Here is a 12,781-nt window from a genome sequence, read left to right as displayed (position 1 = left end):
AGGCATCGTCGCCTTGGTGGGCCGTTACCCCGCCAACCAGCTAATGCCACGCGAGCCCATCCACGTCCTATGAATATTTGACCGAAGACCCATGCGGGCCATCCGTCGCATGCGGGATTAATCCCTCTTTCGAGGGGCTATCCCCCTGACGTGGGCAGGTTGCTCACGCGTTACGCACCCGTCCGCCACTCTCACCAGTAGCAAGCTACTGGATCCCGTCCGACTTGCATGTATTAGGCCTGCCGCTAGCGTTCATCCTGAGCCAGGATCAAACTCTCCATTGTAATTGTGTTTCTCTTGTTTTGTTCTTGATCACGAAGATCCAATTAACCAAACATTCGAAGATGCTTATATAGCTGCTATTCTTTCCAATATTCCAAAGAACCTTATTGCCTCCGCTTCGCGCTTTGGCCTCGTGAAACAAGCGCCTTTTAAGCTCTCTGTTTCTGATCCGCAATTCCTTTCTTGCGGGCTGCAAAGGTAGATATTTAAATCAAAATCGCAAAATATTTTTTCCTTTTTTAGGACACTACCTTTTTTGTTTTGCGGTGTGCAAAGGTAGATATTTGTCGTATTCTCACAACATTTTTTTTATGTTTTTTCCAAAAGTATTTATAACAAGCTGATTGATTGAAAGAAAAAAAAGTTCTCAAAAAAAACAATGGCCTCAAAAAACAAAACGTTCTCTATTTTGTAAGCTTTAAAGCAAACTATATGGCTTCTTAAATCCAGCCACCTACTCCAAAAAAATCAAAAAACATGAACGAAAAGATTCAACAAGTAGCACAAAACATCCCATCACCTATTTGGAATTTACTGATTATTTCAATCTCCATCCTCATCGGTATACTTATTCGCATGCTGTTAAGCCCCATATTAAAGAAACAGGCAAAACCCAATTTGCCCTATTCGATATGGCGTTCCATATTAAAACATTTCAACCAAACCTTAACCGTCTTTATTCCACTCATCGTATTTAACGTCTTACTGCCTCTGATGCGCCTAAACGATACGTCCCTGGCTTTTTTAGATAAATTGATAGAGACGAGCATCACCGTGGCATTCGCCATTATACTAATCAGAATCATACGAATTCTCGAAGACTACCTGTTTCACAAATTTGACATCAATAAAGAAGACAACCTGAAAGAAAGGAAAATAAGAACACAAATACAGTTTATCAGAAAGTTGGTTGTCACCTTAATCGTAATCGTGATGGCTTCCATCATATTACTAAGTTTCGAAAGTATGCGAAAAATAGGTGCCGGGCTTCTTACTGGCGTTGGTATCGGAGGCATCATCATTGGCTTCGCTGCACAAAAATCACTGGGAAACCTATTAGCAGGTTTTCAGATAGCCTTCACCCAACCATTGCGCATGGACGATGTGCTCATCGTGGAAGGCGAATGGGGAAAAGTAGAGGAGATAAACCTCACCTATGTGGTGATCAATATATGGGACAAGCGTAGACTGGTACTACCTATCAACTATTTCATAGAAAAACCCTTTCAGAACTGGACCAGAACAAGTGCCGAGATACTTGGCGTTGTATTTTTGTATACCGATTTCACATTGCCAGTTGGAGAAGTCAGAGAGGAGCTTTCTCGCCTATTGCATGCTAATAAACTTTGGGATGGAAAAGTCAATGTATTACAAGTAACGGATTTTAGGGAAAAGACCATGGAAATACGCTGTTTGATGAGCTGCAGAAATTCTGGCGAAGCCTTTGATCTTCGTTGTTACGTCAGGGAAAACATGATCAACTTCATAAGGACAAATTATCCCGAAGCACTTAGTAGGACTAGGATTGCCTTAGAGCAAGCTCAAGCATAAGAGTCTTCCGCTTGTGCCATACCATCAACTGTAGATATAGAAAAGGCAACCTAAACAATGTTGGCTGCCTTTTTTTATTCACCTTATTTGCACCTTAGGCATGCTGCTCGGCATGCTTACCTTCGGCAAACTCTTCAACAATCTTCGCATTGAAAGCTGGAAGATCATCTGGTGTACGAGAAGTAACAAGACCTTCATCGCACACACACTCGCTATCTTCCCATTTTGCTCCAGCGTTAATCAAATCACGCTTGATTGCCGCCACGGATGTCAAACGCCTTCCCTCCACTACCTCCGCATCTATCAAAACTTGGGGGCCATGGCATATTGCCGCTACCGGCTTGCCAGACTTGAAAAAGTCCCGCACAAATGCCAAGGCCTTTTTGTTTACCCTTAGCTTATCTGGATTTATAACACCGCCTGGCAACAACAATCCGTCATAGTCACTTTCCTTTGCAGAGTCCAGCTCGCGATCGACAGGAAAATCACCTTTCCAGTCATCACCTTCCTTAGAACGAACGGTTCCTTTTTTGGGCGACACAATTTCCACTTTTGCCCCAGCCTCTTCTAATGCTTTCTTGGGGCTAGTCAACTCAATTTCCTCAAAGCCATCTTCCGTAAGGATGGCTATTTTTCTGTTTTTCAACGATTCCATAATAATTTGTTTTTATTAGTAGATATAAATACTACATATAAGAACACGATATGGTTTCATATCTTTTCGCTTCTGTTACAGCTAAAACTGTTCCGCGTTGACTCCAAAGCGATTTAGAAAGTCTACCCCTTCGTCAGAAGCATACCCCTTAAACTGGGCATAAGAGTAACGAAAGTAAACTTTGGATATACCTGCCGAATAGATGAGCCGGGCACAGGGTAAACAAGGAGACAAGGTGGTATAAAGTGTAGCCCCCTGTAATCCAGCACCATTTTTTACGGCAAATAAAATGGCGTTTTCTTCAGCATGTAGCGCTAGGCTACAGCTGCCTTTTGTATCTCTAGGGCAACCATTTTCCGGCCATTCTTCATCACAATTGTGTGTACCAGAAGGCGGACCATTATAGCCAATGGATATAATTCGAGTATCTTTTGCCAAGACGGCCCCCACTTTTGCTTTCACGCAATGAGATCGCTTGGAAAGCTCCAGTGCCAAATTCATATATATTTCATCGAAGGTCGGCTTTGTCATTTTTCAGAATAATTTATTTGATCACAAAAATAGAAGTACAGAAACAATAAACCACATTTCATAGGATCAAAAATATAGGCTGTCAAAATCGAGAAATTTTACATTAATATATTTTTTGCTATACTTGCAAATCGACCAAAGAGAAAAAATAACATGATTGACACCATAATTTCTGGTATAGGTCTAGGTCTATTATTGTCTTTTTTAACTGGCCCTGCGTTTTTTTCACTTATTCGAAACAGCATGGAGAGAGGCTTTTATGCGGGCGCCGCCTTTGCATTTGGCATATTCACTTGTGATATACTATATGTATCGATCGCTTTGTATGGGTCTTCTTTCATTAGCAGAGAAAAGCAACTTCTTATTCCCGTAGGCATCATTGGTAGCTTGATTCTGCTAGTCATCGGCATCAAGCACCTCATAAAAACCATCAAGATCAACAAAAAAAGATGCCTGTCTACAAAAGAACATGGCGGCTTTTTTTTCAAGGGATTGTTCATGTGCATTTGCAATCCCACCTTACTTTTTTATTGGATAGGACTTACTAGCGGTTTCGTTTCTGCCAATGGCAGTTTTAACATCAATAAGGCTGTTCCCTTCTTTGCCAGTGTACTGCTCACCCAATTAGCGTCAGACTGTACCAAAGCGTTCTATGCAGATAAGTTAAGCCATAAGATTGAAGAGAAGGTGCTCAATAACATCAACAAATTTGCAGGCGCTTTGATCATAATCATCGCGCTCCGATTGATGTATCAATTGGTCTTCACGCAACATACTATTTAGCACTAACCTCGTCCCTCTTTATTTTCCTTTGACCTCTTCAAATCCAGGTACCCCCCTATTTTTGAAAAAAAACATTCCCTCTAAGGCTCCCCAAATCCCAAATTAGAAATAAAACACAAAAAAACGATATCATTTCGCTTAAATTAACGTCACTTTAGTTTATTTTTGACAGACACATGTACACTAAGCTTCACATTTGGTGTATGGAATAGCACCATCACTTTCTACTTAGAAATTAAATTGAATGCGGCATATGAAAACAAGTATTACACTTTTAGTGGGCATTACCATCCTTTGTCCAACCTTTAGTTCTGCGCAAGCCCCCTACCAGCAAGGCCTAGATGCCGTAAATGGCCATGCAATCAAGGGAACGATGAGCTTTTTGGCCGATGATCTCCTTGAGGGAAGAAAACCTGGAACGAGGGGCTTTGCGCTCGCCTCAAAATATGTGGAATCACAGTTTGTATCACTGGGGCTGCTACCTGCCGGAGAGAACAATACCTACGTTCAAAAAGTACCTCTGGTCAAAGGCTCTGTAATCCCAAAACGATCTTCTTTGGTATTTTATGATGAGAGCACGAACGAAGAATGGACATACGAAAGGGACTACTTGTTAAATCCTTACTTTTTTGGCGCACAATCTAAGGTCGATGCCCCAATCGAATTTGTCGGTTTTGGCATCTCTGCTCCAGAGCTAGGCTATGACGACTATCAAGGCCTGGACGTAAAAGGCAAGGTTGTATTATTCATAGAGCAAGCCCCCGAAACATTTGGCAATAATGAGCGTGCCTATTTCACTTCTGCCGCCGTAAAGCATCAAGAAGCAGAAAAAAGAGGAGCCATTGGGGCTATGTCCATTGCGCTGGCCAGCCGTTATCCTTGGGATGCTACCGTGGCCCGTGCAGCCACGGGGCAATTTAGATGGGTGGCTGCTGATGGAAATGCCGGAAATTCTTATGCATCGCTGAGGGCACTCGCCACCCTCCAACCTGACAAGGCAATCGCTTTTTTTAAAGGAATGGATAAAGATTTGGAACAACTATACCAGCAGCTACTGAGCGGAAAAACACAATCGTTTACCGTACCCTATCGCGCAAAGGTGGAAGTAAGCACAGAAACCGAGGCCGTAGAAAGCCAGAACCTCATTGGCTTGATTCCGGGCAGCGACCCGATATTAAAAGACGAATATATCGTCTACGCCGCTCATGTAGATCATTTTGGCATAGGCAGAGCTGTGGATGGCGACTCTATTTATAATGGTGCCCACGATAATGCCTCTGGTGTAGCCATCGTCCTGCAAACGGCAAAGGCATTCCAGCAATTGAAGATTGCTCCCAAGCGATCCATTATATTTGCCGTGGTCACCGCAGAGGAATCGGGACTGCTCGGCTCCGATTATTTTGCCAACAACCCTACTGTAAAGGGTAAGATGGTAGCTAATCTGGCCTTGGACATGCCCTTCTTCTTCCATCCTGTACTGGATATCGTACCCTACGGAGCACAACATTCCAGCTTGAATAAGGAGGTAACGCAAGCAGCAAGTGTACTCCAACTAGATATCAGTCCAGACCCTTTTCCTCAGCAGGTCGTATTTATACGGAGTGACCACTTCAGCTTCATCAAGCAGGGTATTCCTTCACTTTTCATCAAAAGCGGATTCAAAACCGTAGCGTCCGATACGGTAGACCGTTCCAAGTCCGACGTCGCCTGGCGCACCGAGGTTTATCACACCCCCAAGGATGACATGAACCAAGCATTTGATTTTGACGGAGCCGCCACACATGCCAAACTAAATTTTTTGATTGGATATTTCATTGCCGACACCTTAGAGGTACCTCAATGGAATAAAGGCGATTTCTTCGGCGATAGGTTTAGGAAATAAAAGACACCACATTAAATTGATATCCTACATGCACCAACAACGTCACAACATATTTTTCATAGGCGTAGCCTTGCTGATGTCTTGCACTTCAATAAATAAGGACGCCAAGCAGATTCACCAGAACGCTATCTTGATAGATACACATGGCGACATTCTATTCAACCAAATAGAATCGGGCATTGATATCGGTCGGTTACAAACTACCGGAAATTTCGATTTGATCCGCGCAAAAGAGGGTGGATTGAACGCACAATTCTTTTCTATCTGGTGCGATGAAACGGGTGGCTATGAACTAGCCAACCGTGAAATCGACTCCCTTTACAGTTTGATAGATCGCTATCCGGAGCGAATTACATTGGTGAGAACCGCCACCGAACTAGAACAAGCGGTCAAAGAGCAAAAGCTGGCAGCATTGATAGGTGTAGAGGGTGGCCATATGATAGAAGATCGTCTGGACTATATTGATAGCTTGGCCAAACGTGGCATGAGCTACCTAACCCTCACGTGGAACAATAGTACATCATGGGCCAGCTCTGCTGCCGAGGAGGCATCAGGAAAGGTGAAGCCACAAGATGCCGGTCTCAACGACTTTGGCGGACAGGTAGTACAGCGCCTCAATCTGTTGGGAGTGATGGTCGACTTGTCTCACGTGGGCGAAAAGACCTTTTACGACGCACTTGCCATCACGAACAAACCAGTCATTGTATCACATAGCTGCGCCCATGCACTCAATCCCGTGCCCAGAAACCTCAAGGACGAACAGATCAAGGCCATAGCCAAGAACAAGGGCGTCATTTGTGTCAACTTCTACAGCGGCTTCCTCGATTCAACCTATCAACGAAAGCAACAGAACTTCCTGAAAAAACACGATGCCGAAATCAAGTCATTGACCGCAAAATATGGGGAAGGAAGCGGAAGCGAATACCTGATTGCAAACGAACTAACGGCCAAATACCCAGAAGAAGCCGCTGCCATAAGACCCCTTATCTCCTCCATCGTCGATCATATCGACCACATCGTGCAATTGGCAGGGATAGAATACGTGGGCCTTGGGGCAGACTTTGACGGTGCGGAATCTTTCCCTTTAGGCATGGAAAGCGTGGCCGATTATCCCAAAGTCACGGAGGAGCTATTAAAAAGAGGCTATTCGGAAGCGGACATTCAAAAAATACTCGGAGGCAATGTAATCCGTGTTCTGCGGACTAATAAGGGAGCATAGCGAGCTGCCACTATATGATTCGAAAAATTTATTCAACAAAACCTACTTTCATGTGTATTGTTATATTAGGTAATTAAAAGACAAAAAGATGAAAGCCACATTTTTCAACAACCGTTGGCTAGAGGTGGCCAACAGACTCTATGAACTCAAAAGGAAAAAACATGAGGCAGCTATTAAAGCTATCGTTGCCAAGTTGAGTATAGCAGAGAAATATGAACTAGCTACTTTTTTAAGTTTTCTCTACAGATGGGAATTTGCTAGTTTTCTTTCTGAAGACAGCATCAAGAAACAGTATCATCTATAAAGCTCGGAAAACTGTTTTTGCTATAAAAGATCAGCTTTGGCATCCTTCTTTTGGATAGCTTCCTCATTCGCCATACTCCCCCCATTTCCATCGCACAATCCCTGACGCTAGAATGGCAGGAGTATTACCTTGTCGGCCACTGGCTGAACACTCCCTTATTACTTTTTCACCTCTATTTTTGCCGGCAATGCGCGAAAGAGCCTAGAGGCATATGTACTTAACTTGATACACCAAATGATTTAATGGCGTCTACCAGCCACGGCAGCAACTTGGGGTAAATGAACAATTACCCCTTTATGGGTATTGCCGTACTGTGGAGCCTTTTTCATCTTTGTGTGAGAGAAGACTGCATGGCTCAGTTGACGACAAAAAAAGTAAAGCAAAACTATCAAATTATAAAAATTATGAATCGTTTAACAATAGTAGGTATCTGGTTGATACTGACCTGTACAGGTACCACATCTGCACAAGTGCTGAAAAAACTGGCCAAGAAAGCTGAAAAATCCGTCGAACGCACCGTGGAACGACGAGTGGAAAGGGAAGCTTCAAAGAAAACGGACGATGCATTGGATAAGGTGTTTGATGCAGAGAAGTCCGGGAGCAAAACCAATCAAGACAAAGGGAAGACCGACAGCGACCCAACAAATGGCATTGATGGCCAAGCAGCGGAAACTGCCACTAAAACATTCGCGTCCTATGGCCATTTTGACTTCGTGCCAGGCGAGAAAGTGCTGGTGGTAGAAGATTTTGCACAGGATGCCGTAGGCGATTTCCCGGCCAAATGGAATACCAACGCCAGTGGAGAGATCAAGACCATTGACGGATCGGGTGCCAAATGGCTGGCCCTGACAACCAAGGGAAGCGTATCGCCAGAGTTTGTGACCGATCTGCCGGAGAATTTCACGATGGAATTTGATTTGGCCGTAACGCCCGGCTACAGCTTCTACAGCCAACCCTTGATGATCTCCATGGCACAGCTGTCTGGTGCGAACGATTTTATCGCCTGGAGCAGATTTGGTCATGGGAAAACCAGTGGAGTCGTCGTCATCCTACATCCCCAAGATGCCGGAGGCGCAGCTCGTGGCCATACTGCATACGAACTGTGGAGTAATGGGAAGAAAACCATGGAGAATAAGTTGACCGCTCTTGAAGCCTTTAACAACCGTGACCGCAATATGGTGAAGGTCTCCATCTGGCGTCAGCAACAACGCCTGCGCGTATATGTAGACGAGAAAAAGGTTTGGGATCTGCCCCGAGCTTTTGACAAAACCGTGAGTTACAATGGCCTTGTCTTTAGCCGAGATGCCGCCAAGGATGGAGAGGAAATTTATATCAGCAATATCCGCTTGGCGGTAGGTGCTCCAGATACACGTAGCAAACTCATCACCGAAGGCCGGTTCAGCACCACGGGCATTTATTTCAATAGTGGTTCGGCGGTTATCAAGCCCGAGTCGTATGGCGTACTGAAAGAGATTGCATCGGTGCTACAAGAAAACCCAGGCGTTAAGGTTTCCATCATCGGCCATACCGATAGCGATGGCAGTGACGAGCTGAACCTGAAGCTCTCCAAAGAACGGGCCGCAGCCGTAAAAGTAGCCTTGTCTACCGAATTTGGCATCAATGGCGATCGCATGGAGACCAATGGCAAGGGCGAAAGCGAGCCCGTGGGCAACAACGGAACTGCCGAAGGAAAAGCCCAGAACAGGCGCGTGGAATTTATCAAGCTTTAAACGTCTCTAAAATCTGGATTTTTGTTGGCAAGTGGCTCAAAGGAATGGAAAACCGATCTTGTAGCTAAAAATCCATAAGCAAATCAGGGAAAAAGGCAATAGAAGTGGGAAATACTGGGCTCGAACCAGTGACCCCTACCTTGTCGAGGTAGTGCTCTGAACCAACTGAGCTAATTTCCCTGAAAAAAACAAAAGCTTCTAATAGAAGCTTCTGTGGTACCACCTGGATTCGAACCAGGGACACAAGGATTTTCAGTCCTTTGCTCTACCAACTGAGCTATGGTACCAAATTCGCTGTTTGAGCTGCAAATATAGACTTTTCCCGCAATGTACAAAACTATTTTTCACGGTAAAAAATGAAGAGCGAGATAAAATGCCTATCCTAAGCATGTTATTTTGCTTCGGCTGGCTCAAAAAAGAACATCTACGTAAGCTCCCACTTTAACACTTCACCTTCCACCACTCCATAACCAGCTCTTCTAGTTCGCTGAAACGATAGCTGAGCGTGTTGCATGTGATGGATAGCGGTGTTCCATACATATTATGATTGGCTTGCATCAGCTTTTTCTTAAGCCCCTTGGCCTTGTCGATATATTCCTCGGGATTCGACACGTAGATTAAAATAAAATTGGTTGAAGCTACTTTTTGCGTAGCAATTTTCGTTATATCTTCCCAAAGTATCCATCCAATGTTCGTCGCATTGGAATTGTTGTATATACCGTGCTCATCGACGACCAGCCCCGCCCCTTTGTCAAACATCTTTATTACGCCATAGAACGTCGAAGCTCCAAAAAACAGAACTGAAACAATCCCCATTCCCCTGACGAACAAAGGGCTGTTCATACGGATCGTCGTAAAAGTTTCTGGAGTGAGGATGAAAAACAAACCTAATACGACGAAAGCGATTCCGAGTACCAACAAACCGGCTGTTTTCTTTCTACTTAGGGAAATAGTTATCTTTTCCATACGACAAAATCAAAACCCTTTACAAAATATTAGTTCCATTAAAATTGATTTCCGAAATAGCGCTTTCCTTGAATTCGCTTCCAGGATACACGGATAAGATCTCACATTCCACGACGATATGCATTCCTTCAAGATAAGAAGCGGTCATCGGTATCTCAAATACTTGTCCGGCGTTTTCATCATTTAAGCAAAGTATGGCTATTTCCGTATCGTTTATGCGCAACTTCACTTTGGCCGGTCGACTATACTTTTGCCATTCGATAGCGGTTCGCATATTCCCAGGGAAGAAGAGGACTTCTCGGATTTCAGAGTCTCCTGCCGGCTCAAAGATATAGGTGATTTTTTCGCCCACCCCGTCCGTTCCTGTCCGAGACAGCCACTGGGTTGCAAGGCTAAAGTCATACGCAGGGTATTCTTCCTCCTGTCGAATAAGATCGGTAGCATATGGCCAATTGTTGCCCCAATACCTGGATCTATGATCCGTATTGTAGGGACTATCTCCCGACTCCAAGCTGTCGAGAAAGGTCTTCTCCCGTTCATTGGCTTTTTCATAAAAGCTTGGTGAATAGATATCTTTTCCAGATTCCAGTTGTATGGCCATATAGCTTTCTGCCTCCGACCAAAAAGCTAGCTGCTCTTCCCCAAAATCAAATTTGAGTACTTTGGATGGTTTCAGTTCGGGGATGCCTTTAGGACTTTGAGCCCAAAGACATGCGGACGTACCCAGCAAAAAAACAATGAAATGAACGATTCTTTTATCCATATCCGGATGCAGTGTTTCCTCCAAAATAATCAATATCCACGAAGCAAACATCACGGAAATCAGGATTCGCCCGCATGTGTAGATGGGCCGCAACCGATTTTTTGCGCTTGTTGCATAGATGGCGATTTATAAGTCTCCATGAAATCAATTAATCGGCATTTTCTAAGACCCGAAAAATAAATGAACTATCAAGTGCTTCAAGTACCAACATCTGATATTCCATTTTGCCACTTACCTCATAAATCGTATCGTCAAAAGAATCCGTGCTATAATCTCCCGGTTTTTCACTCTTGTTACCCTTATCACTGCTGAATTGAATAGACAGTGTCGTGCCCTGCAATCCGGCCACTCGCACCCATCCGTAACCCGCCTCATCGGTGTTGCGAAAGAAATAATAGCCGAACAGCAAGTCTCCCGACTCTATGTCATCCTTCAAGCTAATTAACCTGGCTTCTTTGTTCTGCCCGCCATTTACGATGTCATAAAGAGAATAGCTCAAACCACCGATCGCTATGATGCCGATGATAATCATGAGCCAACCGCGCCAGAGAACTTTCGTCGATGAGGGCTTGAGCTTAGCTGTGGATTTACGCTCGTTAAACAGGGCCTGCATTTCTTTGGTCCATTTTTTTGACGGAATCTCTTGGCCCTCGGCCGTGAAGTAAGCCCCCCGCAACCGTTTGGATACGGTGTACGTAACAGCAGTGCCTACCTCTTCCTGATAGATCACCAACCAGAGTTGTTCCGTTTGACGGCTCAATGGGTTTTCGAGCAAATGCTCGCTTTCTGAAACTGGTACTAAAAAGGTCTGAATCGAGAATAACATAATAATATTGCTTTTAGAACAAAAATATGCCCAAAGCAAGGACTGAACAATAACGGAATTCAGGTATATTCTGCGTTTGAAACTCAAAAACAACGGTTTTCGAAGATGTTACTATTTGGTTTTCTAAGGTAACTTTATGCGCGGCTTATCCAATAGTAGGCTTTCGTGTTTCAGAAAGCTGAAGCAAGTCAAAATAGGCTTGACGGAGAAGGACACGTACATTTACCACAAAACAAGTGTACTGTACCGAGATTCGATCTGGGGGATTTATTTGTGACGGCCATGTTGCCGTATGACGATCAAGAGGTGAGGGTTTAGCGAACAATTGTCCTGAATGTCAGATTTACTCTCGGTTGGATAATGCGTTTGCTTGTCGGAAGACGATGTAACCAAAACGTTTGTGTCCTATCTTTCATTACCAACAAGCTCCCGTGTTCCAAAATCATGTCTACTTTCTCGTTGGTTTGCTTGTGCTTCAGTAAAAATTTCCGTTCAGCACCGAAAGTCAGCGAGGCAATTGCACCGTTTTTCTTCAAGTCAATTTCCTCATCGCTATGCCACGCCATTCCTTCATTTCCGTTATGATACAAGTTCAGCAAACAGGAATTAAAAGTTTCGCCTGTTTCCTTTTCAATGCTATTTTTTAGTTCCAACAATTCTGCTGTCCACCATAAGGCACGTCGGGTAACCTTGGAATAAGTATACTCAAAAGGTTTTTCGCCATACCATGCCACTTTTCGTTTGGTTACGATCTTCTTCCCGAAAATAATCGCCTCATCATTTCTCCATTCAATGTTGTTTAGTAGTTTTTCTAAATAATGGTCGGCTTCTTTTTGATTGAATACTTTGCCATAATAGTTTACCGTTCCGTCTTGTGGCAACCAATTTTTGGTTTTGTCGATGGTGTCGTCAAATAGTTTCATTCTTCCATTTTTGATACTTTGTTCCGTGGCAAATCCCATTCCGCTTGTTCCGCCCGTGAGAAGTGCGAATTGGCCTTTAAATCTTTGCTTCGTTTTTTATTTAATTTCACTACTGACCGACAAAAAATAATTTAAGGAGCTGCCATATCTGGCAAGCTCCTTTTTTCATATTTTGGTTTTACGACAAACTAAAAATATGAGTGATAAAAATACAGAAAAGAAATTAGTCGGTCAGCCAATCTTCAAACAATTATTAGGTTTTATTCCAAGGAACAAATTTGAGATGCTTGTGAGCAAGCACCGGTCTGACCGCTATTACAAGACCTTTGATTCATGGACACAACTCATGACGATGCTGTTCGGAAT

At 43.7% G+C, this 12,781-nt stretch carries 13 protein-coding genes, 2 tRNA genes and 1 rRNA gene; 7 read left to right on the top strand and 9 right to left on the bottom strand.

Annotation, left to right across the window (positions count from 1 at the left end):
- A 16S ribosomal RNA gene (locus A37S_RS0121600) occupies positions 1-284 on the bottom strand; the annotation flags it as partial.
- A gap of 475 nt (positions 285-759) precedes the next feature.
- On the opposite strand from A37S_RS0121600, the gene A37S_RS0121590 reads away from it, so the two are divergent.
- Positions 760-1,833 carry a mechanosensitive ion channel family protein gene (locus tag A37S_RS0121590; protein ID WP_028298758.1) on the top strand — a complete coding sequence of 358 codons (1,074 nt, stop codon included), beginning with the start codon at positions 760-762 and terminating at the stop codon, positions 1,831-1,833.
- Positions 1,834-1,927: 94 nt separating this feature from the next.
- On the opposite strand, the gene A37S_RS0121585 is transcribed toward A37S_RS0121590, so the two are convergent.
- Together A37S_RS0121585 and A37S_RS0121580 are read right to left on the bottom strand one after the other, a co-directional pair.
- Positions 1,928-2,488: a type 1 glutamine amidotransferase domain-containing protein gene (locus tag A37S_RS0121585; RefSeq protein ID WP_028298757.1), complete on the bottom strand. Its 561-nt coding sequence runs from the start codon at positions 2,486-2,488 to the stop codon at positions 1,928-1,930.
- Positions 2,489-2,569: 81 nt separating this feature from the next.
- Entirely contained in the window at positions 2,570-3,019 is a 450-nt protein-coding gene (locus tag A37S_RS0121580; protein ID WP_028298756.1) for a deoxycytidylate deaminase, read from the bottom strand.
- Positions 3,020-3,172: 153 nt separating this feature from the next.
- On the opposite strand from A37S_RS0121580, the gene A37S_RS0121575 reads away from it, so the two are divergent.
- The 5 genes from A37S_RS0121575 (at position 3,173) to A37S_RS0121555 (ending at position 8,937) form a co-directional block, all read left to right on the top strand.
- The gene (locus A37S_RS0121575; protein ID WP_028298755.1) at positions 3,173-3,802 is read left to right on the top strand and encodes a LysE family translocator; all 630 of its coding nucleotides are present in this window, start codon (positions 3,173-3,175) and stop codon (positions 3,800-3,802) included.
- 253 nt (positions 3,803-4,055) lie between these two features.
- Positions 4,056-5,684: a M28 family metallopeptidase gene (locus tag A37S_RS0121570; RefSeq protein ID WP_028298754.1), complete on the top strand. Its 1,629-nt coding sequence runs from the start codon at positions 4,056-4,058 to the stop codon at positions 5,682-5,684.
- Between the two features lie 76 nt (positions 5,685-5,760).
- Positions 5,761-6,903 (top strand): dipeptidase, encoded by a 1,143-nt coding sequence (locus A37S_RS0121565; RefSeq protein WP_245586444.1) that lies wholly within the window; start codon positions 5,761-5,763, stop codon positions 6,901-6,903.
- 88 nt (positions 6,904-6,991) lie between these two features.
- The gene (locus A37S_RS0121560) at positions 6,992-7,207 is read left to right on the top strand and encodes a hypothetical protein (protein WP_028298752.1); all 216 of its coding nucleotides are present in this window, start codon (positions 6,992-6,994) and stop codon (positions 7,205-7,207) included.
- Positions 7,208-7,611: 404 nt separating this feature from the next.
- Positions 7,612-8,937 (top strand): OmpA family protein, encoded by a 1,326-nt coding sequence (locus A37S_RS0121555; RefSeq protein WP_084164008.1) that lies wholly within the window; start codon positions 7,612-7,614, stop codon positions 8,935-8,937.
- A gap of 105 nt (positions 8,938-9,042) precedes the next feature.
- On the opposite strand, the gene A37S_RS0121550 is transcribed toward A37S_RS0121555, so the two are convergent.
- From A37S_RS0121550 to A37S_RS0121525, 6 genes are all read right to left on the bottom strand, one after another.
- Positions 9,043-9,117, bottom strand: a tRNA-Val gene (locus tag A37S_RS0121550).
- Between the two features lie 34 nt (positions 9,118-9,151).
- Positions 9,152-9,224 (bottom strand) — tRNA-Phe (locus A37S_RS0121545).
- Between the two features lie 154 nt (positions 9,225-9,378).
- Entirely contained in the window at positions 9,379-9,903 is a 525-nt protein-coding gene (locus tag A37S_RS0121540) for an STM3941 family protein (protein WP_028298750.1), read from the bottom strand.
- Between the two features lie 19 nt (positions 9,904-9,922).
- Positions 9,923-10,666, bottom strand: a complete 744-nt coding sequence (locus A37S_RS0121535; protein ID WP_157279003.1) for an NADase-type glycan-binding domain-containing protein — start codon at positions 10,664-10,666, stop codon at positions 9,923-9,925.
- A gap of 148 nt (positions 10,667-10,814) precedes the next feature.
- On the bottom strand, positions 10,815-11,492 hold the full coding sequence (locus tag A37S_RS0121530) for a hypothetical protein (RefSeq protein ID WP_028298748.1): 678 nt from the start codon (positions 11,490-11,492) through the stop codon (positions 10,815-10,817).
- 314 nt (positions 11,493-11,806) lie between these two features.
- A complete protein-coding gene (locus A37S_RS0121525; protein ID WP_342663616.1) occupies positions 11,807-12,454 on the bottom strand; it encodes an alpha-ketoglutarate-dependent dioxygenase AlkB family protein in 648 nt (215 codons plus the stop codon).
- 157 nt (positions 12,455-12,611) lie between these two features.
- Here A37S_RS0121525 and A37S_RS28405 point away from each other — a divergent pair.
- The coding region (locus A37S_RS28405) for a DUF4372 domain-containing protein (protein WP_157278873.1) at positions 12,612-12,781 on the top strand (170 nt) is incomplete at its 3' end.

Source organism: Olivibacter sitiensis DSM 17696, from assembly GCF_000427965.1.
Lineage (GTDB): Bacteria > Bacteroidota > Bacteroidia > Sphingobacteriales > Sphingobacteriaceae > Olivibacter > Olivibacter sitiensis.
Note: the sequence above shows the minus strand (reverse complement) of the source record. Positions and strands in the feature narration are given on the sequence as shown.

Coding starts and splice junctions, on each gene's coding strand:
- A37S_RS0121590 (WP_028298758.1), top strand. CDS start 760: ATGAACGAAAAGATTCAACAAGTAGCACAAAACATCCCATCACCTATT.
- A37S_RS0121585 (WP_028298757.1), bottom strand. CDS start 2,488: ATGGAATCGTTGAAAAACAGAAAAATAGCCATCCTTACGGAAGATGGC.
- A37S_RS0121580 (WP_028298756.1), bottom strand. CDS start 3,019: ATGACAAAGCCGACCTTCGATGAAATATATATGAATTTGGCACTGGAG.
- A37S_RS0121575 (WP_028298755.1), top strand. CDS start 3,173: ATGATTGACACCATAATTTCTGGTATAGGTCTAGGTCTATTATTGTCT.
- A37S_RS0121570 (WP_028298754.1), top strand. CDS start 4,056: ATGAAAACAAGTATTACACTTTTAGTGGGCATTACCATCCTTTGTCCA.
- A37S_RS0121565 (WP_245586444.1), top strand. CDS start 5,761: ATGTCTTGCACTTCAATAAATAAGGACGCCAAGCAGATTCACCAGAAC.
- A37S_RS0121560 (WP_028298752.1), top strand. CDS start 6,992: ATGAAAGCCACATTTTTCAACAACCGTTGGCTAGAGGTGGCCAACAGA.
- A37S_RS0121555 (WP_084164008.1), top strand. CDS start 7,612: ATGAATCGTTTAACAATAGTAGGTATCTGGTTGATACTGACCTGTACA.
- A37S_RS0121540 (WP_028298750.1), bottom strand. CDS start 9,903: ATGGAAAAGATAACTATTTCCCTAAGTAGAAAGAAAACAGCCGGTTTG.
- A37S_RS0121535 (WP_157279003.1), bottom strand. CDS start 10,666: ATGGATAAAAGAATCGTTCATTTCATTGTTTTTTTGCTGGGTACGTCC.
- A37S_RS0121530 (WP_028298748.1), bottom strand. CDS start 11,492: ATGTTATTCTCGATTCAGACCTTTTTAGTACCAGTTTCAGAAAGCGAG.
- A37S_RS0121525 (WP_342663616.1), bottom strand. CDS start 12,454: ATGGGATTTGCCACGGAACAAAGTATCAAAAATGGAAGAATGAAACTA.